The organism is Brevibacillus sp. SAFN-007a, from assembly GCF_051967035.1.
In the GTDB taxonomy this organism is placed as follows: domain Bacteria; phylum Bacillota; class Bacilli; order Brevibacillales; family Brevibacillaceae; genus Brevibacillus.
This window is the reverse complement of the sequence record NZ_JBQCKK010000012.1, coordinates 1-25,040: the sequence shown is the minus strand read 5'-3', so window position 1 is coordinate 25,040 and position 25,040 is coordinate 1. Positions and strand designations below refer to the sequence as shown.

23 protein-coding genes are annotated in these 25,040 nt (G+C 54.6%); 3 read left to right on the top strand and 20 right to left on the bottom strand.

Features of this window, described 5'->3' with window-relative positions:
• Positions 1 to 15 precede the first annotated feature (15 nt).
• The 5 genes from ACTHO6_RS13785 to polA form a co-directional block, all read right to left on the bottom strand.
• Positions 16 to 1,062, bottom strand: a complete 1,047-nt coding sequence (locus ACTHO6_RS13785) for a glyceraldehyde-3-phosphate dehydrogenase (RefSeq protein WP_440242178.1) — start codon at positions 1,060 to 1,062, stop codon at positions 16 to 18.
• Positions 1,063 to 1,253: 191 nt separating this feature from the next.
• Complete coding sequence (locus ACTHO6_RS13780; RefSeq protein WP_440242177.1) at positions 1,254 to 1,817, bottom strand: lytic transglycosylase domain-containing protein; 564 nt, start codon at positions 1,815 to 1,817, stop codon at positions 1,254 to 1,256.
• On the bottom strand, positions 1,814 to 2,416 hold the full coding sequence (coaE, locus tag ACTHO6_RS13775) for a dephospho-CoA kinase (protein WP_440242175.1): 603 nt from the start codon (positions 2,414 to 2,416) through the stop codon (positions 1,814 to 1,816). The genes ACTHO6_RS13780 and coaE overlap by 4 nt, the downstream gene beginning before the upstream one ends.
• 28 nt (positions 2,417 to 2,444) lie before the next feature.
• Positions 2,445 to 3,272, bottom strand: a complete 828-nt coding sequence (gene mutM, locus ACTHO6_RS13770; RefSeq protein WP_440242174.1) for a DNA-formamidopyrimidine glycosylase — start codon at positions 3,270 to 3,272, stop codon at positions 2,445 to 2,447.
• Between the two features lie 53 nt (positions 3,273 to 3,325).
• Positions 3,326 to 5,977, bottom strand: coding sequence for a DNA polymerase I (gene polA, locus ACTHO6_RS13765; RefSeq protein WP_440242172.1), 2,652 nt, complete (start codon positions 5,975 to 5,977; stop codon positions 3,326 to 3,328).
• 112 nt (positions 5,978 to 6,089) lie between these two features.
• Here polA and ACTHO6_RS13760 point away from each other — a divergent pair, with 112 nt between their 5' ends.
• A complete protein-coding gene (locus tag ACTHO6_RS13760; protein ID WP_440242169.1) occupies positions 6,090 to 6,917 on the top strand; it encodes a divergent polysaccharide deacetylase family protein in 828 nt (275 codons plus the stop codon).
• Here the strand turns inward: ACTHO6_RS13760 and ACTHO6_RS13755 are convergent.
• The gene (locus ACTHO6_RS13755) at positions 6,895 to 7,647 is read right to left on the bottom strand and encodes an N-acetylmuramoyl-L-alanine amidase family protein (RefSeq protein WP_440242166.1); all 753 of its coding nucleotides are present in this window, start codon (positions 7,645 to 7,647) and stop codon (positions 6,895 to 6,897) included. The two genes, ACTHO6_RS13760 and ACTHO6_RS13755, sit on opposite strands and share 23 nt — an antisense overlap.
• 128 nt (positions 7,648 to 7,775) lie before the next feature.
• Here ACTHO6_RS13755 and ACTHO6_RS13750 point away from each other — a divergent pair, with 128 nt between their 5' ends.
• On the top strand, positions 7,776 to 8,720 hold the full coding sequence (locus ACTHO6_RS13750) for a DMT family transporter (RefSeq protein WP_440242164.1): 945 nt from the start codon (positions 7,776 to 7,778) through the stop codon (positions 8,718 to 8,720).
• A gap of 193 nt (positions 8,721 to 8,913) precedes the next feature.
• Here ACTHO6_RS13750 and ACTHO6_RS13745 read toward each other — a convergent pair whose 3' ends face one another.
• From ACTHO6_RS13745 to citZ, 12 genes are all read right to left on the bottom strand, one after another.
• Positions 8,914 to 10,488 carry a DHA2 family efflux MFS transporter permease subunit gene (locus tag ACTHO6_RS13745; RefSeq protein ID WP_440242163.1) on the bottom strand — a complete coding sequence of 525 codons (1,575 nt, stop codon included), beginning with the start codon at positions 10,486 to 10,488 and terminating at the stop codon, positions 8,914 to 8,916.
• Positions 10,489 to 10,501: 13 nt separating this feature from the next.
• Positions 10,502 to 11,731, bottom strand: a complete 1,230-nt coding sequence (locus ACTHO6_RS13740; protein ID WP_440242160.1) for an efflux RND transporter periplasmic adaptor subunit — start codon at positions 11,729 to 11,731, stop codon at positions 10,502 to 10,504.
• A 6-nt stretch (positions 11,732 to 11,737) separates the two neighbouring features.
• The gene (locus ACTHO6_RS13735; protein ID WP_440242158.1) at positions 11,738 to 12,397 is read right to left on the bottom strand and encodes an efflux RND transporter periplasmic adaptor subunit; all 660 of its coding nucleotides are present in this window, start codon (positions 12,395 to 12,397) and stop codon (positions 11,738 to 11,740) included.
• A gap of 9 nt (positions 12,398 to 12,406) precedes the next feature.
• Entirely contained in the window at positions 12,407 to 12,835 is a 429-nt protein-coding gene (locus tag ACTHO6_RS13730) for a MarR family winged helix-turn-helix transcriptional regulator (protein WP_440242157.1), read from the bottom strand.
• Between the two features lie 199 nt (positions 12,836 to 13,034).
• The gene (locus tag ACTHO6_RS13725) at positions 13,035 to 13,973 is read right to left on the bottom strand and encodes a VanW family protein (protein ID WP_440242156.1); all 939 of its coding nucleotides are present in this window, start codon (positions 13,971 to 13,973) and stop codon (positions 13,035 to 13,037) included.
• A 68-nt stretch (positions 13,974 to 14,041) separates the two neighbouring features.
• Positions 14,042 to 15,130: a PRK06851 family protein gene (locus ACTHO6_RS13720; RefSeq protein ID WP_440242154.1), complete on the bottom strand. Its 1,089-nt coding sequence runs from the start codon at positions 15,128 to 15,130 to the stop codon at positions 14,042 to 14,044.
• Between the two features lie 174 nt (positions 15,131 to 15,304).
• Entirely contained in the window at positions 15,305 to 15,961 is a 657-nt protein-coding gene (phoU, locus tag ACTHO6_RS13715) for a phosphate signaling complex protein PhoU (protein WP_440242153.1), read from the bottom strand.
• A 94-nt stretch (positions 15,962 to 16,055) separates the two neighbouring features.
• The gene (pnpS, locus tag ACTHO6_RS13710; RefSeq protein ID WP_440242151.1) at positions 16,056 to 17,819 is read right to left on the bottom strand and encodes a two-component system histidine kinase PnpS; all 1,764 of its coding nucleotides are present in this window, start codon (positions 17,817 to 17,819) and stop codon (positions 16,056 to 16,058) included.
• Between the two features lie 18 nt (positions 17,820 to 17,837).
• Positions 17,838 to 18,533 (bottom strand): winged helix-turn-helix domain-containing protein, encoded by a 696-nt coding sequence (locus ACTHO6_RS13705; RefSeq protein ID WP_440242149.1) that lies wholly within the window; start codon positions 18,531 to 18,533, stop codon positions 17,838 to 17,840.
• Positions 18,534 to 18,903: 370 nt separating this feature from the next.
• Entirely contained in the window at positions 18,904 to 19,842 is a 939-nt protein-coding gene (mdh, locus tag ACTHO6_RS13700; RefSeq protein ID WP_440242147.1) for a malate dehydrogenase, read from the bottom strand.
• A gap of 51 nt (positions 19,843 to 19,893) precedes the next feature.
• Positions 19,894 to 21,177 carry an NADP-dependent isocitrate dehydrogenase gene (gene icd, locus ACTHO6_RS13695; RefSeq protein ID WP_440242145.1) on the bottom strand — a complete coding sequence of 428 codons (1,284 nt, stop codon included), beginning with the start codon at positions 21,175 to 21,177 and terminating at the stop codon, positions 19,894 to 19,896.
• Positions 21,178 to 21,331: 154 nt separating this feature from the next.
• Positions 21,332 to 22,444, bottom strand: coding sequence for a citrate synthase (gene citZ / locus ACTHO6_RS13690; protein ID WP_440242144.1), 1,113 nt, complete (start codon positions 22,442 to 22,444; stop codon positions 21,332 to 21,334).
• Between the two features lie 376 nt (positions 22,445 to 22,820).
• On the opposite strand from citZ, the gene ytvI reads away from it, so the two are divergent.
• Positions 22,821 to 23,951: a sporulation integral membrane protein YtvI gene (ytvI, locus tag ACTHO6_RS13685; protein WP_440242141.1), complete on the top strand. Its 1,131-nt coding sequence runs from the start codon at positions 22,821 to 22,823 to the stop codon at positions 23,949 to 23,951.
• Between the two features lie 66 nt (positions 23,952 to 24,017).
• Here ytvI and ACTHO6_RS13680 read toward each other — a convergent pair whose 3' ends face one another.
• Both ACTHO6_RS13680 and ACTHO6_RS13675 read right to left on the bottom strand, forming a co-directional pair.
• Positions 24,018 to 24,413 (bottom strand): FxsA family protein, encoded by a 396-nt coding sequence (locus ACTHO6_RS13680; RefSeq protein ID WP_440242140.1) that lies wholly within the window; start codon positions 24,411 to 24,413, stop codon positions 24,018 to 24,020.
• 1 nt (position 24,414) lies between these two features.
• Positions 24,415 to 24,846, bottom strand: a complete 432-nt coding sequence (locus ACTHO6_RS13675) for an acyl-CoA thioesterase (RefSeq protein WP_440242138.1) — start codon at positions 24,844 to 24,846, stop codon at positions 24,415 to 24,417.
• Between the last annotated feature and the right edge of the window lie 194 nt (positions 24,847 to 25,040).

Below are 25,040 nucleotides of genomic sequence, written 5' to 3'. Positions count from 1 at the left end.
TTTTGTTTCATCCGCTTAGTTGACGCCAGCTGCTGTTGCTTCTTTGACCGCTGGCTGGTTGTGCATTTCCGAAACGTGGCGCACCAGGTCTACGACGCGGCAGGAGTAGCCCCACTCGTTGTCGTACCACGCGATCACTTTCACCTGGTTGGTTCCCATGACCATCGTGGACAGACCGTCGACAATCGAGGAGTGGTCGTTGCCGTTGAAGTCGCTGGACACGAGCGGCTCGTCGCAGAATTCGAGGTAGCCTTTCATGCTGCCTTCGCTCGCTTCGCGCAGCACGCGGTTCACTTCTTCTACGGTTACAGGCTTTTTCGTGTTGATGACCAGGTCTACTACCGATACGTTCGGGGTAGGGACACGCAGCGCAAAGCCGTTCAGTTTGCCGTTCAGTTCAGGCAATACTTTGCCTACCGCGCGAGCAGCGCCCGTCGTGGTCGGGATGATGGACTCGCCAGCCGCGCGCGCACGGCGCAGGTCTTTGTGCGGGTTGTCGATGTTGACCTGATCGTTTGTGATCGAGTGAACGGTTGTCATCAAGCCTTGCTCGATGCCGAATGCTTCGTGGAGCACTTTTGCCACCGGAGCCAGGCAGTTGGTCGTGCAAGAAGCATTGGACACGATATGGTGGTTCGCATGGTCGTAGATGGACTCGTTTACGCCCATGACGATCGTCGCGTCTTCTCCCTTGGCCGGAGCCGTGATGACCACTTTTTTCGCTCCGCTTTGCAGGTGCTTGCCAGCGCCTTCCCGATCCTTGAATTTTCCAGTCGCTTCCACGACGATTTCCACACCCAATTCGCCCCAAGGCAGCTTGAGCGGGTCGCGGTCGGAAAGAACCACTGTCGCTTTGCCATCTACGATGATTTTGTTGTCTTGTACTTCCACTTTATTGGGCAGGCGTCCATGAATGGTATCGTATTTCAGCAAGTGTGCAAGCGTCTCCGCCGGATAGCTGGCGTTGATCGCTACAATTTCAATGTTGGGGTCCTGGATAGCGCGACGGAATACCATGCGCCCAATACGGCCGAAACCATTAATACCAATTTTGATTGTCATAAATAGAAACCCCTTTCGCAATTAAGTTACACTGATCCGTTACCTTCATTATAATAAGTATAACACAATTATCAATGTGTTTTACTGAAAAATAAATATTTGGACGATTTTTTGCTCCTCATTTCGGTTCGGCTTGCTTTAGTCTGCCCAACCCAAGACAAAAAGCCGCTCTCCGGCAAGAGAAGCGGCTTTTACTGTAGTGAGAAGTCATAGATGCGTTTGTAACGGTCATGATAATAGAGAACGCGCTGTACGTATTGGCGCGTTTCGCCGAACGGGATATCTTCGATCGTCTCGCGGTGCCCGCTCCACTGTTCGCTTTCCAGCCAGCCGTTCACTTTGCCCGGCCCGGCGTTGTAGGCTGCGATGACCTTGATGAGATCGCCCTCGTAGCGGTTCAGCAAAAAGTTCAGGTACCACGTCCCGATCTCGATGTTCATGACGGGATCGTACAAGTATTGCTCGTCTTTCGGGCGGAACTTCGCCTGGGCGACGATCCACTCCGCCGTATCCGGCATGATCTGCATCAAGCCGACGGCTCCCTTTTTCGAGACGCGGTCTGTTTGAAAACCACTCTCGGAACGGATCACGGCCAAAATCAGATAAGGGTCTACCTTGTATTTGCTTGCTGCTGTCACGATTTCCTGCTGATACTTGATGGGGTACATCCATTTCCAGACCATAGGCGTGCCTTGCAGCAAAAAAACGCTCATCAGGACGAGCAGAATGAATGCTGCGCGTTTGCCTGGTCTCATGATCGCTGCTCCGACCTGATTGCGGCGAGGAGTGCTTCCACCTGTCGCTCCGTCTCTTCGCGCGAACGGGAGTTGTCGATCAAAAAGTCGGCGTCCCGCTTCTTCTGGTCGATGGGTAACTGGGCGCGCAACCGTTTTTTCGCCTGCTCTTCTTCCAATTCGTCCCGTTCGATCATCCGCGCGAGCTGCATGTCGTACGGTGCGTAGACCACCACAATTTTTTCAACCATATGCTGTAGCTTGCTCTCAAACAACAGCGGAATGTCCATGAACACGATGTCAGCTCCGCTTGCTTCGGCTGCTTCCGCCTCCTCCCGCATCACTCGCCGTACCTCGGGATGGACGATGGCGTTCAGCTTTTGACGCTCGGACTCGTCTGAAAATACGATCTCCCCAAGCCCTTTTCGATCAATGTGACCGTCTTCCAACAGGATATCTCTTCCGAAATGACGCACAATCGCTTCATACGCCGGCTTTCCCGGCTCGACGACCTCTCTGGCGATCTGATCCGCGTCAATGACCGGGATTCCACGCTCTCTCAGCATGCCGGCCACTGTGCTCTTGCCCGTGGCAATCCCGCCCGTCAATCCTAAGATCATGCCCATCCTCCTCCCTCGGAAAAAAGGTTTACTTTTTCTGGCACACGGGGCAAATGTGGGTTCCTCGGCCCCCCACGACAAAACGGACAATCTCCGCTCCGCAGCGGACACAAGGCTCATTTTTTCGCCCGTAGACCATGAGCGATTGCTGGAACATCCCCATCTCGCCCTGGCCATTCACGTAAGACTTGATCGAGCTGCCCCCTTGCTCGACTGCTTCGGACAAGGTAGCGACGATGCTCGCATGCAGTCTGTCAACCTCTTGGCCGGTCAATGTGCCTGCCGGCCTCTCGGGGTGAATGCCCGCCCGGAACAGTGACTCGTCCACATAAATATTCCCCAGTCCTACCATACATTCCTGGTTCAACAGAAGCGGTTTTATTTTCGTCGTCCGTCCGGCGAGCAGCTTGCGCAGAACGTCAGGAGTAAATCCCTCCGAAAGCGGCTCTACTCCCAGCTTGGCAAGCGGTCCGCTAACGGTCTCCTGTCCTTTGGGAAAAAGATCCATCGTCCCGAACTGGCGCACGTCCCGGTAGCGCAGCTCGGTCTGATCCGTGAAGTGAAAGACGACGTGGGTATGCTTCTCCACAGGCTCGTCTGCCTGATACAGGCCGTACCTTCCTTCCATCCGCAGATGGGAGATGAGCACATCCTGATCCATGAAAAATTGAATAAACTTGGCCCGCCGCGCGATTTCCCGGATCGTCTGACCCGCAAGCTGGGCCTTGAACGCTTCCACATCATCCGGCCGGCGCACGATCCGGGGCAGATGGACACTGACCCGTTCGATTGTTTTCCCCAGCACCAGGCTGCGCAATGTGCGGACCACGGTTTCAACCTCTGGCAACTCCGGCATAAGCCTCCTCCTCTCGCTGTCTGTCCTTTCCCTGTTGGTGTTCGGCGGCCTGCCTACTTGGCGTCGTACCAGCTGCGCCCGTCGCTGACGTCCACTTTGAGCGGAACGTCGAGCGCAATCGCCCCCTCCATGACTTCCGGCACGAGCTTGCGCATGATCGCCAGCTCGCTTTCCGGCACTTCAAACACAAGCTCATCGTGCACCTGCAAAAGCATCCGGCTGGACAGCCCTTTTTGCTCCAGGCTCTCCTGCATACGAATCATCGCCAGTTTGATAATATCGGCAGCCGTCCCTTGAATCGGCGTGTTCATGGCCGTGCGCTCCGCGAAGGACCGCAGGTTGAAGTTGCTGCTGCGAATATCCGGCAAATAGCGGCGGCGGTGCAAGAGTGTCGTCACGTAGCCGTCCTCTTTGGCCTGCTGGACAATCTCTTCCATCCAGCGCTTCACGCCGGAGAAGACGGCAAAATAGCGCTCGATAAACGCAGCGGCTTCCTTGCGGGTGATGTTCAGGTTTTGCGACAAGCCGTAGTCGCTGATGCCGTACACGATCCCGAAGTTGACCGCTTTGGCCTGGCGGCGCATCAAGGACGTCACTTCGTCCTCGCGCACCCCGAATACGTCCATCGCGGTGCGCGTATGAATGTCCATTCCTTTTCGGAACGCGTCGATCAAGTTTTCATCGCCGGAAATATGGGCCAAAATCCGCAGCTCGATCTGCGAGTAGTCGGCGGCCAACATGTACCAGCCGTCCTCGGACGGGATGAACGCCTCGCGAATCTTGCGGCCCTCCTCCATGCGGATCGGGATGTTTTGCAGGTTGGGCTCCGTGCTGGACAATCGTCCCGTCGCCGTCGTGGCCTGGTTGTACAAGGTGTGCACCTTGCTCGTCTGCGGATGAATTTCCTTCGTCAGCCCTTCAATATACGTGGAACGCAGCTTCCCGAGCTGACGGAAGTTCAGGATCGCGTCGATAATCGGATGGTACGGAGCCAGCTTCTCCAGCACGTCTGCGCTGGTCGAAGGACCTGTCTTCGTCTTTTTGATGACAGGCAGGGACAGCTTGTCGAACAAAATGTCCCCCAGTTGCTTCGGCGAGTTGATGTTGAACGGCCCGCCAGCCAGGTCGTAAATTTGCGTCGTCAAGTCAGCCAGCTTTTTGTCCAATTCCTGGCCCATCTGCGCGAGACGCTCGCGGTTGACCTTGACCCCTTGCTTTTCCATGCGCGCCAGCACCATGCTGAGCGGCGCTTCGAGATCGCGGAGCAGCTCGACCATTTCGTTTGCCGCCAACTGCTCGCGCAGCACCGGCACGCTCTGCCAAATCGCGGCGGCCTTGTGCGCCACATGTTCGCTGAGCACATCCATTTCCGGCACGAGGCGCTTGGCCCCTTTTCCGTACACCTCTTCGTCAGACAGCACCCGCACCTGGGCGTACTGGGAGGCGATGCTGTCGAGCGTCGGATTGCTCTCGGAAGCGTTGAGCAGGTAAGACGCGAGGTAAACGTCGAAGCTGATCCCGTTTGCCTCCCGCTCATGCCAGGCCAGCCCTACCGTGTCGCGCTTGCCGTCAAATACCCACTTTTCCTTGGCAGGGTCGGCCAGCCACGCACAGAACGCCTTCCACTCCCGCGCGACATCCCACGGCACGAAAAGCACCGTGTCCTCTGCTGCCAGTCCGAAGCCAAGAATCGGGGCGTGGTGGTAGTTCTCTCCGTCCATTTCGATGTACAGGGCCATCGGGGAGGTCAGCTTGTCTGCGTACTTGTCCGCGTTCTCCTCTGTGACGACTTCAAAGGCAAAAGGCTTCGCCGAAGTCCCCTCGCCGCTTCCTTCTGCGGGCTGCGTCACCTTGATTTTGGAGAGCAGCGACTTGAACTCCATCTTTTTGAAAAAGTCGCTGACCCGTGCTCCGTCGTAGCCGTCGTAGGCTGTCTCGTGCACGTCCAGCTCGACGGGAGCTTCGCGCAAAATCGTCGCCAGTGCCTTGCTCATGGTGGCCTTGTCCACATTTTCGCGCAAGTTTTCCTGCAGCTTCTTGCCGGAGATGCGGTCGATGTTTTCCAGCACCTTCTCGACAGAGCCGTATTCGTGCAATAGCTTCAGGGCCGTTTTCTCGCCGACGCCGGGCACGCCCGGGATATTGTCGGACGAATCGCCCATCAAGCCCTTCAGATCAATAATTTGCAGCGGAGAAAGGCCGTATTTGTCCCGAATTTCCTGCGGGGTGTACAGCTCGATTTCGCTGACGCCTTTGCGGGTCAACGCGACCGTTACGTGATCGGACACGAGCTGGAGCATGTCTTTGTCCCCGGTAATGACGGTCGTTTTCCAAGCCTGTGCATCCGCATGCTTGGTCAACGTGCCGATAATGTCATCCGCCTCGTAGCCTTCCAGCTCAAAGCGCTTGATCGAGAAGGCGTCGAGCAGCTCCCGAATCAGCGGAAACTGTTCGGACAGCTCCGGCGGCGTTTTGCTGCGTCCGCCTTTGTAATCGGCGTATTCGCTGTGGCGGAAGACGACTTTTCCCGCGTCAAACGCAACCAGCAGATGCGTGGGCTTCATTTCCTCCAACACGCGAAGCAGCATCGTGGTAAAACCGAGAACTGCGTTCGTATGCAGTCCGGCTGACGTGGACAGCAAAGGGAGCGCATAAAACGCCCGGTTGGCTACGCTGTTTCCGTCAATCAACACAAAATGACTCAAGGAATCCGACCCCTCTCGTGGCAAAACTACTATCTTTTTATCGTAACATAGGGCGATTGCCTAAGCCAAGCGACAGATACTGCGGGTAAACAAGGACGCGGTTGAACAGACTATGAAAAAAATGGACAAGGAAGGCGATACCATGAATTCCCTGAAAAGATTGTTGCTGGTTCTTCCCCTGCTCCTTTCCTTCTTCCTCTTTTCGCTGACGGCCGCAGCAGGCGATACCGATACCACTCCCGTTGCGCAGCCAAAACCGAAGCATCTGGTCGCCTTTGTCATCGACGACTTCGGCAACAACATGGCAGGGACCGAGGAGATTCTGAATTTGCCCGTGCCGCTGACGGTCGCGGTCATGCCGTTTCTGCCCAGCACCAAGCAGGATGCCGAACTTGCCCATCAAAAGGGGCACGACGTGTTCGTCCACATGCCGATGGAGCCGGTGAAGGGCAAGCGCTCGTGGCTCGGACCAGGGGCGATTACCACCGATCTGTCCGATGAAGAAATTCGCCAGCGGGTCGAAAAAGCGATCGACGACGTGCCCCACGCCATCGGGATGAACAACCATATGGGCTCCAAGGTGACGGCTGACGAGCGCATCATGCGCATTATCATGAGTGTCGTCAAAAAGCGCGGCCTCATCTATCTGGACAGCAAGACGACGGAGAAGAGCGTAGCAGGCAAAATCGCGGCGGAGATGGGCGTGCCGTACGCGGAAAACCGGATTTTTCTCGACGACGTCTACTCTGTCCCCCACATCACGAAACAGATGGAGAAAATCTGCAAGCTGATCGGCAACCACCCGCTCTGCATCGCGATCGGGCACGTGGGACCTCCAGGCAAAAAAACAGCCTCCGTTCTGCGCCAGTACATCCCGCGCATTCAGAAGGAGGCCGAATTTGTCACGATTTCACAGCTTATTCATCCAGTCGGCCATTGATCTGTCGGATCCATGGCTCTTGCCACCAACTCTCTTCTGCGAACGTCTCCATTTTCAGATTTCCTGTCAACGTCACGTATTCGCTCACGCCTTCGCTGATGGCCTGAGCGATTTTTTCCTGTGACGCAGGAGTAGTCAGCCTTTCCCGATCAGAAGCGTTGCTGATAAACCCCATCTCCACGATAACGGACGGGCAGTAGCTGTGACGCAGCATGTAGTACGTCTTGCCCTTGACCGGCCTGTCATCTGTGCCGGACAGTCGGTTCAGCGAGCTTTGCAGCAAATCGGCGAGCATGAAGCTCTGTTCATTGCTCTGGTACAGCACGACAGGACCGTGGCGACGCGAATCGTTCGACCAATTCACATGCAGACTCAGCATCATTTGCGGGACGATTTCCCTCGCCAGGTTTTTGCGCTGGGCGAGGTCGCGAACATGCCGGGAGCGATTGCCCAGCCAACGGTTGTCGTCGCTCAGCGCGATATCCTCGTACCGGTTCAAAGCCACGCTGTACCCTGCCTTGGTCAATTGCTCGTACAGACGCTTGGCAATTTGCAGATTGATGTCTTTTTCATGCAAGGTGCCGTAGGAGGTGCCGGAGTCCACCCCTCCGTGGCCGACGTCGATCAGAATGTGGATAGGGGTCAACGGGATCGCTTCTGTGCGGGCAGGCATGCACACGAGCAGGAGCAACCAAACGGCGATACGAAAAAACGAATGTAAGTATCTCATGCCTGTAGGATTGCCTGATTGAAAAAAAACCTTTCAGGTTAGCGGGTACGCATAACATTGTGAATTTTTCAGGCGAACGGTACAATAGAAAGCATCGTGACTGATAGCCGAGAGAAGAAGGTGTAGACATGAATCAACCATTGGAAAAGCCGCTGTTTCCGCCGTATGTGGCCTTGCTCATCGGGGTGATTGCCGTTTCTTCGTCCGCGATCTTCGTCAAGCTGTCCAGTGCGCCTGCGCCGATTATCGCGACGTATCGGCTGGTTTTTTCCGTCGTCCTGACGCTTCCGTTTTTGCTCTGGAATCGCGGGGCGCTCGCCGAGATCGGAAAAATGAACAAAAAAGTGTGGCTACTCTGTCTATTGTCGGGGGCCTTTTTGGCCAGCCACTTTCTGTTGTGGTTCGAGTCGTTGAACTACACGTCTGTAGCCAGTTCAACGGTACTGGTCACGCTACAGCCCCTCTTCGCCTTTATCGGCGGTTATTTCTTTTTCGGGGAGCGCGTGCGGCCTCTGGCACTCTCGGGCGGATTGCTCGCCATCGCAGGCAGCTTCGTCATCGGCTGGGGAGATTTTCAGGTCGGTGGCATGGCCCTGTTCGGCGATGCGCTCGCCTTGCTGGGAGCCGTGACCGTCACCGGCTACTGGCTGGTCGGCCAGTACGTTCGTCAGCACATGTCTTCCTTTGCCTACACACTGGTCGTCTACACGGCAACGAGCGCGATCCTCGTCGCGTACGATCTCGCTCTTGGCTACCCGCTGGCCGGTTACCCTGCACAGGATTGGGGCTGGTTTTTCTGCCTCGCGCTGTTTCCGACGCTGCTCGGCCACTCGATTTTTAACTGGGTTATCAAATGGTTGAATACGACGACGATTTCCATGGGCATTCTGGGGGAACCGATCGGAACGGCGATTTTGGCTTACTTCATCCTGGGGGAAGTCGTGACGGTGCCGCAATGGGTCGGCGGGCTGATTATCATCGGCGGTATTTATTTGTTTATTCGCTATAACCAACCAGCAAAAGGAGTGTCTCCAGGTGAACAAGCACCCCCAACCCCGAAAAAGCTTGCGTGAATTTGTGAAAGGTTTGAATGTCTGGGCGAAGATTGGCTGGACGGTATTGCTTGGCTATATCGTCGGAAGGATCGTGTACTGGCTGTGGAAGGTTTCGTCTTAGGGGATTGCACGCCCCCTTGAAAAAATGAAAAAAGGGTCACTCCCGCAGCCTGATCGGAGGCTTGCAGAAGTGACCCTTTCGCTTTTTCGTTTAGGCAGCCGTCTTTTGCTGTCCGGGCGCCTGTGGATTTGGTTTCGGCTTCTTGTGCAAGAAGTACAGAAGCGGAATCGACAGCGCAATCGGAATCACGGAGACGAGGAACGTGTCCCCGATACCTTGCACCAGCGCTTCTTTTGCCATCATCCCGTACAGGATCGTGCTGGCCCCTCCTGTGGCGCTGGCCGCATCTACTCCTGCCTGCGCGTACAAGCCGGAAATGCCGCCGATAAACTGCGTCGCCATGTCCGTATTGAGATTGTCGGCAATCGACGCCATGTGGAAATTTTGCCGCGCCTGCATGATTACCGTCAAAATCGCAATCGCAAACGAGCTCATCACCTGACGCAGCACGTTGGAGAGCGGCGAAGCGTCCCCTACGCTCGTGCGCGGCACGGCGTTCATCCCGACTGTGGACAGCGTCATCATGCACAGCCCGATGCCGACGCCACGGATGGTCAAAATCATGTCCATCCAGGAGTGCATGCTGTCTGCCGCGAGATTGTGCAACTCATAAGTCGTAACGGTCATGATCGTCAGCCCGACCAGTCCGATCGGGCCGATGCCGTATTTGTCCATCAGCTTTCCGCTAATCGGCATCATGACCGCCATCGCGATGGATTGCGGCATCAGCAGGATCCCCGACTCCATGGCCGTCATTCCCTGGATGTTTTGCAGGAAGATCGGCATGAGGAAAATCCCGCCCATCATCCCCATCATGACGAAGCCGGAGGTGAGGATACTGATGGAAAAGACCGGAATTTTCAACAGCCGCAGATCCAGGAGCGGCTGTTCTTTTCCCAGCTCCACCCAGACGAACAGCGCCAGGCTCATGATCGCCACGAAGAACAGACTGACGATGTAAAACGACGTCCATCCCTCCGCCTGCCCTTTGCTGAAAGCGAGCAGGAGCGTACCGAAGCCGACAATCGCCAGAAAAGCTCCGAGATAGTCGAACTTCAACTCCGGCTTTTTCGGCGTTTCCTTGAGCAAAACCATACTCATAATCACCGCGAAAATGCCAAACGGAACGCCGATCAAAAACAAAAACTGCCAGCTTAAAAATTCGATGAGATAACCGCCCAGAGTCGGCCCCAGCGCGGGCGCCGTCATCGAGGCGATCCCGAAAATCCCCAGCGCCATCCCGATCTTTTCCCGCGGAACGATCATGTAAATCATCGACATCCCGATCGGCATAATCATCCCGCCACTCACACCCTGTACGACGCGAAAAGCGATCAGGGAAGAATCGCTCCAGGCGAGTGCGCACAGGACGGAGGAAACCGTAAAGGCCGCAAGCGACAGGACGAATATTTTTTTCGAGCCGAATTTGGCCGACAACGAACCGCTCATGGGAATCATGACGGCGTTTGCCAGCATGTAGCCTGTCAAAACCCATTGCATGGTCTCCGTCGTGGAGCCAAAAATGCTGACCATGGTGGGCAGGGCAACGTTAATCAAACTGTTATTCAAAATCGCAACGAAGGTTCCCGAGAGGATCGCGACCAGGGACAGCCACATGCCGCCGCTGCCGCTTTTGTCCTCCCGCTGTGCCACCGCTTCCGCCATGCCATCACCCCCGTTAGTTTGCGATTACCTTGGTGCCCTCGGACAAATTGTCTGTCGGATTCAGCACAATCTGATCGTTGTCTTTCACACCTTGGGTCACTGTCGTCCAGTCCCCGCTGGCGCCGTCTACCGTGACCTCTACCTGATGAACGACATCGTTGTCCACGGTGTACACGTAATGCTTGTTTTCTTTTGCCAGAACGGCCGAGCTTGGCACCTTGATGCCCTGGCTCGCCTGGCCTTGCAGCACAACCTCCGCTACCATCCCGGCCCGAAGCAGTCCTTCCTGGTTGTTTACTTTGACCTTGATCGGGAACGAGCTGCTGTTGGCGTCAGAGACCGGGGAGACGAACTCGACGGTTCCTTTCAGAACCTTGCCGCCCAGACTGCCTACTTTGACGTCAACAGTCGAGCCTACCTTGACATGGTTAATCTGCTCCTGCGAGACGCTGGCCTCTACCTTCACGTCCGTCATGTTCACCAGCACGAGAAGCGGCGACCCTGCTACCGCCATCTCGCCCGGATCAATCAGGCGCTTGGCGACGATCCCGCTGATGGGCGCGCGGATAATCGTGTTGTCATAGCTGCTTTTTGCCAGCTCCAGACTGGAGTTCAGACGGCTTACTTCCGCTTGCAGAGCAGCGATGGTATCCGCAGTCGGCCCTGCTTTCGCCAGATCGTACTGCGCCTGCGCCTGCTCCAGACCTGTCCGCGCCTTTTCCAAATCGAGCGAAGCTTTTTCCAATTCTGCCTGCGACAGCGCTCCGGCATCAAACAAAGCTTTCATCCGGTTGTAGTTGCTCTCCGCCACCCGTAGACCTGCCTGTGCTTGCGTGACGACACTCTCCAGCTGGGTGAGCTGCTCGTTGCGCGCCCCTGCTTTTGTGTCGCGCAGCTTAGCGTTGGCTCCGGCAATCGCCGCCTGCGCCTGGTTGATCTGCTGCTGGTAGTCGGCCGCTTCCAGCGTAACCAGCACATCGCCTGCCTTGACGACAGCGCCTTCCTTCACGTTGACGCTCGCCACTTTGCCGGATACTTTGGAGACGACCTGAATCTCATCCGAAGCGGCAATTTTCCCGCTAGCCATGAGGCCGGATTGCGAGGAGGTGACTTTCCACGTCTTCACAACCGGGAGGCTTTCCTCTCCTGACGAGGCGGAAGATGTATCGCTACAGCCTGCGGTAATGAGCGAGAGCGCCATCATAACAGCGGCAATCGATTTCCATGGGGTTGTTTTTTTCATGCCAAATTACATCTCCTTCACTTGCACTTTGATCTCGGCATTCAAACCGGCAGCCAAATGAAGACCTGCTGTGTCGTCAATGGCAATTTTGATCGGAATTCGCTGGGTAACCTTGGTGAAGTTCCCGCTTGTGTTTACGGCTGGCATCAGGGAAAACGTGGAGTTGGTCGCTTTTCCAATCTCCATCAGATGGCCCGTCAGCTGCTTCCCAGGGTAAGCATCCAGCGTAATTTCTACCTTTTGTCCCAGTTTCAATCGCGCGATCTCGGTTTCTTCCAGGTTGGCGGAGATGTACAGCTTGCTCTCGTCAATCACGAGCGCAACGGATTGTCCCGTGGAAACAATCTCGCCTTCCTTCGCCTGGGTTTTGATGACCGTACCGGTGATCGGAGAACGCAGCACGCTGTTTTCCAACAGGTTGGTCGCGAGGTTGGTGGTGTCTTGTTGCCCGACGATCTGATCGGCTACGACCGCATCGCCTTCTTTGACAGTGAGGGCAGTCAGCTTGCCTGTCATTTTGGGCATGACCCGATAAATATCCCCTGCCACTCTGGCATCTTGTGTCGTTACGTAATGCTCGCCCTGATACCAGTAGTAGTAACCGATGCCCCCGCCCCCTACGACAAACAGGAGCAAAATGACATACAATACCAGTTTTCGCTTCATGGTTTCTCCTCAGCTTTCTTTCTCTTCTAGTTTCGCAATCAACGTTTCCATCGAGTAAATAATGCCGTCCAGGTCTTCATCCGAAAACCCTTGGAAAATACGCTTGTAAAATTCCTCTGAAAAAAAGTCAACCTTGGCAAACAGCTCTGTAATCTTCTCCGTTTTCCGAATCCAGACGACGCGGCGATCCTTGTCATCGCGCACGCGCTCGACCAACTGCTCCCTCTCCAGTCGATCAATGATGCCGGAAACGGTACTGTACGACAGATCGAGCGCTTTGCTTAGCTGGCCGATCGTCTTGGGATCGCAATGAATTTGCCGGATGACCATGAGCTGGGGAACGGTCAAGCCGTACTTGCTCAGCTCCTTCGTAGCCATCGCCGCAAACGTCTTGTTCAGACGCTTCAGCAATTCCCGAATATGCAAAGGCTTGTTCATGATGCACTCCTTTCCTACCTAATATTTCGGACACGAAATTTTTATCACAGGAAACACTATACGACTTTTTTGATTCCGTGGCAACTATTTCTTTAGGTTAAATTTTAACTAGGTAATTAGAAACTGACTCTCTGCGACTCTGCTCGCGAGACGCTCCGCTGCCCATCTGTCCATCAAAAAACCAACCTGCCTTTTCTGTTCAAGGCAAGGTTGGTTCCGTGATGCCGTGAGGACTTGCTGGCCCTTCCTCCGGCGTGTTCTGGCGCACGCTCGGCACGTGGCGCGGCTCGTATTCGATCTCGGGAAACGAATTCACCGTCACGTACATGGTCCCGTTTCCGGCGATGGCCCGGATCATGACCGGGTACGCGTATTTGTTCTGGAAGACAAAGTCCGGGCCGTGCCAGCTCACGGTCGCATCCCGGCCAGGAGGCACATAGGCGACGTTCCGGCTGTGGGAATAACGCTGCATGATGTGCAAGCCTGCCTTATCTACCGCATTGAACAAGGTCGAGGATACTTGGCAAATCCCGCCCCCAATCCCTTCCGACAGCTCCCCTCTGACGATGATGGGCGCTTGCAGGTACCCTTTTTCCTTCGTCCTCTGGCCGACCACTTTATTGAAGGAAAAGATTTCTCCCGGCAATACGACGTAGTTGTTGATCGCCTGGGAAGCGAGCTGGATGTTGTGGGAGCGGTTTTTGTTCCGTGAGTTGAAGTACGTGGCATATTGCCCGATTACTTTTTTCCGGACCTGGCTGAGGAGAGCCTTGTCCACCTTTGGATACACTTCCTGGTAGGAGGCTTGCAAGGTCGCAGCGCCCTGACCGTAGTAATACTGGTAAAACTGCACCCAAAAAGCAGCCTCGTCCAGCTTTCGGCCTTTTTTCTCCGGAACGATGGCGCCGTGCGCGTTAATGGTCGCGTTGATCGGCGCTACATACGCTTTTTTGGCTATTTCGTCTATCGCTTTTTGCAAACGGTCGTCATCCACGACAGGGATCCCGTCGACAGGCAAGGTATAATCCGCTCGGTCCAGGATGGCTACCGTTTTGTCTCCCAACTCGACGTGCAAAAAGTTGGTCGGGTCGAGAGGATTAGCTAGCAAAAGCAACGCCAGAGTCAAAGCAAAACCCATCCGGCCGCTCACCTCCTTCCTGTAGTATGAGCAGCCGAACGGGTTTCATGCGGTCACGCGCTGTGTCTTTATCCCATCCGCGCCAGTCTGCTCATGATCGCCTGGGCGACCGCTTTGAGCCTGGACTGGTCCGCGGCTTCGGCATAGACGCTGTTCACTTGATCGCGCAGTTCTTTGGCAGCGAGCAGGGACGCTGTCGCTTCCTTGATTTTTTGCGTGTAGCGAGCCTTGATGTCCGCAAGCTCCTCCTCATACTTCTCGTCCGTACCGGAAGCGATGGCCCGCTTGTACATGTCGATCACTTCGTCTGTCTCCTTGCTGGGGAAGTATTCGTGCGGGGCGGTGCTGTCGAAAATAGCCAGCCCTTTTTCCGGCACGATCACCATATCGAGGCTGTGCGGGTCCAGCCCGCAGTGGTACACCTCTACGTCGAAGCCGCGATTTTCCGCTTCGACTACCAGCTTTTTCAGCATGGTCGACTTGCCTGATCCCGGTCGGCCTTTGATGAAATAGCGCTTCTGCAAGGAATCTGTCAGCTTCATGATGTGATCGACAGGTCCTCGCGGCGTGGCGGCTCCCAGGTACATCCTGCGCACCCGTGCTTTTTTGCCAAGCTTTTCCTCGCCGAAAAACAGCGCGATGACTTCTTCCGTAACCCGGTTCGCTTCTTCGCGGTTCAAGTTGTCGATGTAGGGCGCTTCCCACTCATCGTGAATGCGGAGCGCCTCCCCGAACGCCTGATAGGCCGCTTCGCTTTTGGTGAAAATATCCTCGTACCACGCCGCGATGTGTCTTTTGTAAGGCGCGAGCTGATCCGTGTTCACCGCCGATTGCAAATTGACCTGGATGTCCGTGACTCCCGGCGCCGTCGGTCTCCACAAGCGGGGATAACTGCCGTCCATGATGGCGACCTTCCACTCGTGAAAAATCACGCCGTCGTATTGCCCGTTCACAAACGGAGAGTGAATCCACTCCACCTGATTTGTCTTGCGCGACATCTCCTTGCCAATGGCTTCGATGAGCGGGGAGGTGACCCCCTCCACAACTCCCGACAGAATGTAGACGCGCTCCATCCCTTGCAGAACCGAATCGAAAAACGTTTTGTATCCTCGCGCCGTATTGCCTGCGGCGTATATGTGGCGTTCTTGTTTTGCCATGCCATTCCCTCCCGTACTTCTTGTGCTGAAAATGGGGTTGAATCGTTGTAGTGTATGCAGCCAGGAGGAAATAGGCGTCTGTCATGACAGGAAAAAGCCGCGGCAGGCTGGATACGGCCCGCAGCGACTTTTTGGCGTGTACCCCCTGGCATTGCTCGCGCCGGGGGGGGGGGGTTATTTGTTCAGATCGGTCATTTTGCCGGTGGACATGTAGATGATCCACTCGCAAATGTTGGTGACGTGATCGGCAATCCGCTCCAGATATTGCGCCACCAGCAAGAGATGCGTCCCTTGGGAAATCGCGCTTCCGTTTTTGGTCATCACCTCAATCACGTCACGGAAAATGGTGGAAAACAGCTTGTCGACGATATCGTCGCGAGCGGCAATCTCTTCTGCCGCTTCCTTGTTGCGGGCGATATAGGCATTCAGGCAGTCTCGCACCATCGCCTTGACATGATCGGCCATCAACGGGATGTCAATCAGCGGCTTGATATACGGTTCAGCCATCAGGCGGCGTGTCGTTTTGGCGATGGAGACCGCATGATCGCCCATCCGCTCCAGGTCCGTCACCAGCTTGAGCATGGTCCCCAGACGGCGCAGATCGCTCCCTACCGGCTGCTGCAAAGCGATCAGACGGAAGCATTCACTCTGAATCTCCTGCTCCATCTCGTTAATAACCGGATCGGCGGCAATGACCTGTTCCGCCAGTTGAACATCCCGTTCCACCAAGCTTTTAATCGATTTATGAATGGCTTCTTCCACCAATGTGCCCATGGACATGAGCTTGCGATGCAATCCATCCAGCTGCTCTTCGAAAACGTGCCGCGACATGTTTCTCGTCCCCCTTCATTATGTCTAACACGACAAATAGTACAAGGGGATTGTATGGCTCGGGTAAAGCTACTATTTTGTTTGTGTAAATCTTTCAGCCAAACGGCAAAGTGACCGTAAACGTGGTGCCTTTTCCTTCCACACTCTCTACGCCGATCTGGCCGTGCAGGTTATCCACGAGGTGCTTGACAATCGCAAGGCCCAGCCCCGTTCCGCCGGAGTCGCGGCTGCGTGCCTTGTCGACACGGTAAAAGCGCTCGAAAATGCGCGTGAGGTCTTTTTCCGGAATGCCGATGCCCGTATCGACGACCTGGATCGTCACGTGCTCGTCGTCTGCTTCTGTCCGGATTGTGATTTCGCCCCCTTCTGGCGTGTAGGCGATCGCGTTGGTCAAAAGGTTCAGGACGATTTGCTGGAGACAATCCTTGTCGGTCGTCAGCCAAAGGTCCGGCTGGCTGTCCGGCAGCGTCACCTTCAGTTGCTTTTTCAACGCCTGTTCGTGCATGATCGCCGCGGCCTGGCGAATCAGCTCCTGGACATGCACACGACTGAGATGCAGGGGAATCCGCTTCTGCTCGATTTTGGACAAGTCCAAAATGTCGCGGATCATCCGGTACAGCCGCTCGCTCTCATCCGCGATGATTTGCAGGAAATGGCGGCACGTTTCCTCGTCGTACATCGCTCCTTCGAGCAGCGTTTCCGTAAACCCTTTGATCGAGGTGATCGGCGTCCGCAGCTCGTGCGAGACGTTGGCGACAAAGTCGCTGCGCATCTTTTCCAGACGGCGAATGTCCGTGATATCGTGCAGCACGACGACGACGCCTCGCGACTCCCCTTTGAAGTTGATGTACGGGGCAAAATTGACGTCGAGCACGCGCTCCTGCGGATAGTAAATGTGGATCTCCTGGCGAAACTTCTCGCTTTTGTCCAGGCATCTGTCGATGTATTGGGACAGGCCGAAGCTTTTGCCCGCCTCGATGTGCAGCTTGCCTACCAGTTCGTGCCCGGCTGTGCCGAGCAGCTTTTCCACGGCGGGGTTGACGAGCATGATTCTGCGCTGCTCGGAGATGAAAATGACCCCGCTCGTCATGTTGGTCAGCACTCCGGCGAGCCGCTGCTGGTTCTCGGAGATTTCGTACATTTGCTGTTCCAGGCTGGAAGCCATGAAATTGATGGCGCCGGCGAGCTGGCCGATCTCGTCCTTGGCCTTGATCCGTACCCGGCTCTCGTACTGGCGCTGGGTAATGTTGCGGGCGACGCGCGTAATTTCCTCGATGGGGCGAATAATGGAAAAGGAAATGCGCGACACCACAATCGAGCCGACGACAAGCGTCACCAGCAAGCCTGTCAAGAGGCTGTACCACATGTTGTGGATCGTATCGGTGATGTCTTTCATCGACATGGCCGACCGGACGGCACCGACAATGCGTGCCCCCTGCTCGACGGGCACCGCGACGTACATCATGTCATAGCCGAGCGTCTCGCTGAAGCGGCGGGATATGCCCGTCTCCCCGTTGAGTGCCGCGAGCATTTCCGGCCTGTCGTGGTGGTTCTCCATCTCATTGGCATGGGAGGAGTTGTCGTACAGCACCTCGCCTTCCAGGTTGATGATGGTCAGACGGACTTCGTCGGAAGGCGCCACCTGGACGACGCGTTCCGTCAGCGTCTCCTGATTGTCGAAAACGTTCGGAAAGCGGACCGCCTGGGCAACAAGCTTGGACTCGCGGGACAACAGCTCATGCAGCGATTGCAGGTAGGAATTTTCCAGTACCTTCGCAAAATACATCCCCATCAACAAAAGGACCAGCGAGATTAATCCCAGAATGGTGAGAGTGAGTTTGATTCGAAAGCGAGTCAAGGTTGTGCCTCCCGTTGGTTATCCTTCCAGTTTGTATCCCAGGCCGCGAACGGTTTTGATGTAGCGCGGGTTTTTCGTGTCCTCCTCCAGCTTTTCCCGCAGGTGGCTTACATGCACGTCCACGATTCGGGAGTCCCCGATAAAATCGTAGTTCCAGACGGCGTTCAGCAGCTGATCGCGCGTCAGCACGCGTCCCTGGTGGCTGGCGAGGTAGTGGAGCAGCTCGAATTCCTTGGGAGTCAGCTCTACCTTCGTATCTTTGCAGAAGACTTCGTACTTTTCCGGGTAGATGCGGATGTCGCCAAACTGGAGCACGACATCTTCCGGAGCAACCACCGCTTCCGGGGTTGCCTGAATACGCCGCAAAATGGCTTTGACACGGGCCACTACTTCGCGCGGGCTGAACGGCTTGGTCAAGTAGTCGTCAGCGCCCAGCTCCAGGCCCAAAATTTTATCTAGCTCGTCATCTTTTGCAGTCAGCATGAGAATGGGCGTGTTAATGCGCTCCTGGCGCAATGTTTTACAGACGTCCATGCCGTCCATTTTCGGCAGCATCAAGTCGAGAATGATGAAATCGGGCTGCTCGCTTTTCACCATGTCGAGCGCCTGTCTGCCGTCAAAGGCAGTCACTACCTGGAACCCCGATTTTTCCAGATTGAATTGCAGCAGCTTCACGATGGAAACTTCGTCATCCACTACCAAAACCTTAATCATCTTGTCCGTTTCCCCCTACAATGCGATGCAGCAGATTCGTTGTTTGCACTTCGTCCTCTGGTTTGTTTCTTCTCTGTACACCTCTCAGTCTGCCAATGCGGAAACCGGAAGACAAGTAATTTTTTTGTAAAGGTGTTTTGCGATTGTCTGTGGTGAGCTTGCTGAACGTTCATTGGAGTAGTATGCCTCGAAAAGGGCTGCGTTCGTCGTAGGTTTTGGTTCAACTCGGCTCTGTTACTGGTAAAACTCCTTGATCGCAGCTTTGGTGGTGGCGAGGAATGAGGCTAAAGCGGGTCAAAGGGTTTGAAAAAAGACGCCCTTCACGAAGAAAGGCGTCCTTGGTTATGTGTATTCCTATCGATGAAGCTGACTATTTCAACACAGCCAGGACATTGCGCACGGAATCAGCCGATTTGTCGAGCGCAGCTTTTTCCTCTGCAGTCAGCTCCAGCTCGATCACTTTTTCGATCCCGTTTGCTCCGAGCAAAGTCGGTACGCCGAGGTAGAGGTCGTGGTAGCCGTACTCGCCTTGCAGAAGCGCAATGGAAGGCAGGATACGCTTTTTGTCCTTGATGATCGCTTCTGCCATCTGCACCAGCGAAGCGGCCGGGGCGTAATAGGCGGAACCGTTACCGAGCAGGTTGACGATTTCGCCGCCGCCTTTGCGGGTGCGCTCGACGATGGCATCCAGACGATCTTTCGGAATCAGCGTCTCCAGCGGGATTCCGCCCGCATACGAGTAACGTACCAATGGAACCATGTCGTCTCCGTGTCCGCCGAGTACAAAGCCTGTCACGTCCTCAACCGAGACGTTCAGCTCCATCGCCACGAAGGTACGGAAACGCGCCGTATCCAGCACGCCGGATTGCCCGATTACGCGTTCTTTCGGGAAGCCGGACGTTTTGTAGAAGGTATAAGTCATCGCATCAACAGGGTTGGAAAGAACGAGCACGATCGAATTCGGTGCATACGTCTTCACTTGCTCCGCAACCGATTTCATGATGGCGGCATTGGTGTTCACGAGATCATCGCGGGACATGCCGGGCTTGCGGGCAATCCCTGCGGTGATGATGACAAGATCGGAATCCTTGATGTCCTCGTAGCTGGCCGTCCCTGTAATCTTGGCATCGAAGCCCAGTACCGGAGATGACTCCATCATATCCAACGCTTTCCCTTTGGTTGGGTTTTCCAACTGCGGGATGTCAACCAGTACGATGTCGCCCAGTTCTTTTTGCCCCAAAATAAATGCTGTGGTTGCACCAGTGAAGCCACTGCCGATAACAGCGATTTTTTTACGGTTGAATGCCATGACTTAACTCCCCTCCAAATGTAAGGTTATCGTTGCCAAACTAGCTCTATCTTACATGTTTTGAATCAACGCGTCAGCAAACTCGGAGCATTTCAGCTCGGTTGCCCCTTCCATCAGGCGAGCAAAATCGTAAGTGACTGTTTTGGCAGAGATCGTTTTTTCCATGGATGCGATAATCAGGTCAGCCGCTTCGTTCCAGCCCAGGTGACGCAGCATCATTTCTCCGGACAGAATCACGGAGGACGGGTTCACTTTGTCCAGACCAGCGTATTTTGGCGCTGTACCGTGAGTAGCTTCGAAGATCGCATGGCCAGTCAGGTAGTTGATGTTAGCCCCTGGCGCGATACCGATACCGCCAACTTGGGCTGCCAGCGCGTCGGAGATGTAGTCACCGTTCAGGTTGAGAGTCGCTACTACATCGTACTCAGCCGGACGAGTCAGGATTTGTTGCAGGAACGCATCCGCAATCACGTCTTTTACGATGATTTTGCCAGCTGCTTCTGCTTCTTTTTGCGCTTTGTCAGCGTCGCCGCCTTCTGCCTTGATGCGGTCGTATTGTGCCCATGTGAACACTTTGTCGCCGAATTCCGCTTCCGCCACTGCATAGCCCCAGCTTTTGAACGCGCCTTCGGTGAACTTCATGATATTGCCTTTGTGGACGAGGGTAACGGATTTACGGTTGTTGGCGATTGCGTAGTTGATCGCTGCGCGAACCAGACGCTCCGTACCTTCTTTGGAAACAGGCTTGATCCCGATACCCGAAGTCTCTGGGAAGCGGATTTTCTTCACGCCCATTTCTTTTTGCAGGAAGTCGATCACTTTTTTCACTTCTGGAGTGCCTTCTGCCCACTCGACACCGGCGTAGATGTCTTCTGTGTTCTCGCGGAAGATCACCATATCTGTCAATTCAGGATGTTTGACAGGAGATGGAACGCCATCGAAATATTGAACAGGACGCACGCACGCGTACAGATCCAGCTCTTGGCGCAGCGCTACGTTGATGGAACGGATACCGCCGCCGACGGGAGTAGTCAGAGGTCCTTTGATGGCGATCAGGTATTCGCGAATGGCTGTCAAGGTATCTTCCGGGAGCCACTCGTTGTATTGGTTGAACGCTTTTTCACCTGCGAACACTTCGAACCAAGCGATTTTTTTCTCGCCTTTGTATGCTTTTTCTACCGCTGCATCCAGCACGCGAACGGAAGCTTTCCAGATGTCAGGACCAGTACCGTCGCCCTCGATGAAAGGAATAATCGGGTTGTTTGGAACGACCAGTTTGCCGTTATCAACCGTGATTTTTTCGCCGGCAGTTGGTTGTGTAAGATGTTTGAACACAAGAATCCCTCCAGTGGTGAAGATAATAGGTGATGATGATTATTTCCAGACGTAGGAGAACTACCACTTCTTGTGGTAGTTCTCAAGCTTGCGCTTAGGGATGGGTAAGCCAGAGCTGAACCGATTGCCCTCCACGATCGAAAATAGCGAGAATTTAGCGGCGGTCAATCGGAACGTAGTGGCGGTTGACCGGACCGGTGTAATCCGCGCGCGGACGGATCAGGCGATTGTTTTCATACTGTTCCATGATGTGAGCCGTCCAGCCGGACATGCGGCTGATGGCGAAGATCGGTGTGAACAGGTCGGTTTCCAGGCCGAGAGAAATGTACACGGATGCGGAGTAGAAGTCCACGTTTGGCTTCAGTCCTTTTTCCCTGGAAATCATGTCGTCGATTTTCACAGATATTTCATACAGCTCTGGACGACCGATTTGCGCCGTCAGCTTTTGGGACATTTGCTTCAGCCATTTGGCACGCGGGTCGCCATCTTTGTAGACGCGGTGTCCGAAGCCCATGATTTTCTCTTTGTTGTCCAACTTGGAGCGGATGTAGGATTCTACGTTGTCGAGGCTGCCGATTTCCATCAGCATTTTCGCAACCGCTTCATTGGCGCCGCCATGCAGAGGACCTTTGAGCGTGCCGATGGCAGAGACGATACCGGAGTAGATATCGGTCAGGGTGGCTACGGTTACGCGAGCAGCAAAGGTAGATGCATTGAACTCATGGTCAGCATGCAGAACCAGCGCAACGTCAAACGCTTTCACGGCTGTTTCGCTTGGCACTTCGCCAGTCAGCATGTAGAGGAAGTTTTGCGCGATGGTAAAATCTGCACGCGGAGCAACAGGCTCCAGACCTTTGCGCATGCGCTCGAAAGCAGCAATCAGAGTAGGAGTTTGGGCCATCAGACGGATCGATTTGCGATAGTTGGCTTCAGGAGACATATCTTGCGCTTCCGGGTCGTAGAGCGCTAACGAAGAGACAGCTGTGCGCAACGCTGCCATTGGGTGTACGCCTTTGGGATAGTGACGAACGCTCTCCAGTACTTCCTTTGCCACAACTGCATTTTCACCCAATTGTTTTTTCAAAGCGTCCAGCTGATCACGCTTCGGTAACGCTCCATGCCAGAGCAAGTATACAACCTCTTCAAAAGTTGCATGTTCGGCTAACTCATCGATGTTGATCCCGCCATAGCAAAGAACCCCATCGACGATCGAACAGATCGATGATTGAGCGGCAACGACGCCTTCTAGTCCACGTGTTGTTGTCATAGAACTCCCTCTCCTTTTCCACTCAAGTAGTAGCGCTTATCCAGTCTTCGCTTGTCCTTGTGACGGATAAACAACGTAATCCACAGCAAATATGAAGTTGATGGCAGCGGTTTCTTTCATCCACCACTCTTGTCAGGAATAAATCCGCGCAAATCCTTAGTCATGCCAAGGGGAGAGGCGAGAGAAAAGAATCCACTATAAGTCGACCCAATTATAAAAGATTATTGCGATTTTGTGAATAAGTTTGGCAAAAAAATGTTTCAAAGGATGAAACCCGGTTTTGTTTTTTTCACGAACTTGCCCCCGTTGTCCGCCATGCTGCATAATAGTTCCATAAGTATTTGTGTGCTGTTTTCCGGCAGAAAGGAGACCTTTGTTGAATCAGGAAAACTGGGTAGAGCGTCTTTTCCAAATCATTCGCTTTTTCTGGGTTTGCCTGCTTGTTTATGTAGGAATCCGGCTGTTTCAGTTCGCAACACCCTTACTTTACCCATTTCTTATTGCTTTAGTCATCGCGCTCTTGATCCACAAGCCTGTCACCTTCGTCACGAAAAAGTTCAAGATTCCGCGCTGGCTGTCGGTAACCCTCGCCCTGCTCGTTTTGATGCTGCTCGCTATCGGGCTGGCGACATTGGTCGTTGCGGAAACCGTCGTGGAGATTGGCGAGCTGGCCAAGCGTCTGCCGGGATTTGCCCAGGAGCTGTCCGAGTATTTGCAGCGAACGATCTCGCAGGACTTTTTGCTCGGTATCTACAATCAGGCGCAATGGATTTACGACCAGCTTGATTCGAACTACAAGGACAAGATCAGCAATACGGTCGGAAGCGGCATTACTTCCATCACCCATGCCGGCCAAAACCTGATCGTCAGCTTCCTGGATGGCTTGAAAAATCTGCTCGTCTCGCTGCCGAACATGGCGACGGTATTGGTCATTTCCATCATGGGCGCGTTTTTCATTTCCAAAGACTTTTCCCTCTGGGAAGCGCGCTTCCGCCGTCTTTTGCCAAGCGGCGTCAACCATCGGCTGGACCAGATTTTCCGCGACTTGCGCGGCGCTTTGCTCGGCTTTCTCAAGGCGCAGCTGACGCTCATCTCCTTGACCGCCGCCATCGTGATCGTCGGACTTCTCATCATGCGCGTCGAGTATGCGATTACGATTGGACTGATTACCGGCCTGGTCGATCTTTTGCCGTATCTGGGAACGGGAACCGTCTTCGTTCCCTGGATCATCTACCTGTTCTTCAAAGGCAATTACACCATGGTCATCGGCCTGTCCATCCTGTATGCGGTTGTCCTCATCTTCCGCCAGATCATCGAGCCAAAGGTCGTGGCGGAAAACGTCGGCCTCGATCCGCTGCTTACACTGGTCGCTTTGTTCGTCGGCCTCCAGCTGTTCGGGTTTTTGGGCCTGATTATCGGCCCTGTCTCGCTCGTGCTGATTAACGCGCTGGTCAAAGCCAACGTGTTCGTGGACATTTGGCTGTACATCCGGGGAAAACGCACCTGAAAAAAGAACCGCATTCGGGCGAGCCGTGAGGCCGTCGCTCGAAGCGGTTTTTTTGGTGACAACAGGTTATCTGCGGAAAAAGAAGCGAATGCGCCCCGACGAGATCAAATACCACAGCCATTGCTTCAGCAGGTGGCGCAAAATCATCCGGGTATACGGAATAAGCAGAATCAAGCCGATGACGTCGGAGACAAAGCCGGGCAAGAGCAGCAGCATGCCGCCGACAAGGATCAGCACACCGTCGATGATCGTCTCTGTCGGCATCTGCCCCCGCGACAGCTGGAATTGCAGCGTGCGGAGCACCTGCACACCTTGCTGCTTCGCCAGCCAAGCCCCGAGCAGTCCTGTCAGGATGACCAACAACACCGTATTCCAGCCGCCGATGAGCGAACCGACCGTAATCAGTCCCCACAGCTCCAATCCAAATCCGACGACGATCAGGATGATGAGATAGCGCAGCATGTTACTCCCCTCCTTTATACTGGGCATCCAGCCAGGCGTAAATCTCCGGCTCGGTTTTGGCCAAGCGAATCGGCTTCAGCTCCTTGTTCGTAAACACGTGCATCGTCTCGCCCGACACGAGCAGCTCCCCGTCCGACACGCGGATAATCTCGTAAGCAAACGCCAGGCGGACGACACCAAGCTCTTTGATCCGCGTCCGGATTTCCACCACATCGTCGTAGCGAGCAGGCTTTTTGTAAGACAGAACGGCGTCTGTGACCGGAAGCAGCACGCCTCTTTCCTCCAGTTCGCGGTAGGTAAGCCCCGCCTTGCGGATCCATTCGGTTCGTCCCACCTCAAACCAGTTCAAATAATTCGTATGGTAAACCACGCCCATCTGATCGGTCTCGCCATAGCGTACACGCAGCCGATGGGCATGAATGTTCGGACTCACTCATCATCGCCCCTTTCTCTTCCCTCTATTGTACCATAGACAAGCGGGTCTTGCGGCCTGTTGCCATACAGTCTGATCGTCGGCCTGCTTCGCCAAAAAAGAAGGAGAGACTCCTCGTTGATATGCTCCCTCCATAGTAGACAGGCAAAAGAAAGGTCTGTACTGTCTACTGTGGAGGGATTTTTTATGGGGAA

Excerpts from the sequence above, each read along its gene's own strand:
- ACTHO6_RS13785 (WP_440242178.1), bottom strand. The coding sequence starts at position 1,062 with ATGACAATCAAAATTGGTATTAATGGTTTCGGCCGTATTGGGCGCATG.
- ACTHO6_RS13780 (WP_440242177.1), bottom strand. The coding sequence starts at position 1,817 with ATGAGACCAGGCAAACGCGCAGCATTCATTCTGCTCGTCCTGATGAGC.
- coaE (WP_440242175.1), bottom strand. The coding sequence starts at position 2,416 with ATGATCTTAGGATTGACGGGCGGGATTGCCACGGGCAAGAGCACAGTG.
- mutM (WP_440242174.1), bottom strand. The coding sequence starts at position 3,272 with ATGCCGGAGTTGCCAGAGGTTGAAACCGTGGTCCGCACATTGCGCAGC.
- ACTHO6_RS13760 (WP_440242169.1), top strand. The coding sequence starts at position 6,090 with ATGAAAAAAATGGACAAGGAAGGCGATACCATGAATTCCCTGAAAAGA.
- ACTHO6_RS13755 (WP_440242166.1), bottom strand. The coding sequence starts at position 7,647 with ATGAGATACTTACATTCGTTTTTTCGTATCGCCGTTTGGTTGCTCCTG.
- ACTHO6_RS13750 (WP_440242164.1), top strand. The coding sequence starts at position 7,776 with ATGAATCAACCATTGGAAAAGCCGCTGTTTCCGCCGTATGTGGCCTTG.
- ACTHO6_RS13745 (WP_440242163.1), bottom strand. The coding sequence starts at position 10,488 with ATGGCGGAAGCGGTGGCACAGCGGGAGGACAAAAGCGGCAGCGGCGGC.
- ACTHO6_RS13740 (WP_440242160.1), bottom strand. The coding sequence starts at position 11,731 with ATGAAAAAAACAACCCCATGGAAATCGATTGCCGCTGTTATGATGGCG.
- ACTHO6_RS13735 (WP_440242158.1), bottom strand. The coding sequence starts at position 12,397 with ATGAAGCGAAAACTGGTATTGTATGTCATTTTGCTCCTGTTTGTCGTA.
- ACTHO6_RS13730 (WP_440242157.1), bottom strand. The coding sequence starts at position 12,835 with ATGAACAAGCCTTTGCATATTCGGGAATTGCTGAAGCGTCTGAACAAG.
- ACTHO6_RS13725 (WP_440242156.1), bottom strand. The coding sequence starts at position 13,973 with ATGGGTTTTGCTTTGACTCTGGCGTTGCTTTTGCTAGCTAATCCTCTC.
- ACTHO6_RS13720 (WP_440242154.1), bottom strand. The coding sequence starts at position 15,130 with ATGGCAAAACAAGAACGCCACATATACGCCGCAGGCAATACGGCGCGA.
- phoU (WP_440242153.1), bottom strand. The coding sequence starts at position 15,961 with ATGTCGCGGCACGTTTTCGAAGAGCAGCTGGATGGATTGCATCGCAAG.
- ACTHO6_RS13705 (WP_440242149.1), bottom strand. The coding sequence starts at position 18,533 with ATGATTAAGGTTTTGGTAGTGGATGACGAAGTTTCCATCGTGAAGCTG.
- mdh (WP_440242147.1), bottom strand. The coding sequence starts at position 19,842 with ATGGCATTCAACCGTAAAAAAATCGCTGTTATCGGCAGTGGCTTCACT.
- citZ (WP_440242144.1), bottom strand. The coding sequence starts at position 22,444 with ATGACAACAACACGTGGACTAGAAGGCGTCGTTGCCGCTCAATCATCG.
- ACTHO6_RS13680 (WP_440242140.1), bottom strand. The coding sequence starts at position 24,413 with ATGCTGCGCTATCTCATCATCCTGATCGTCGTCGGATTTGGATTGGAG.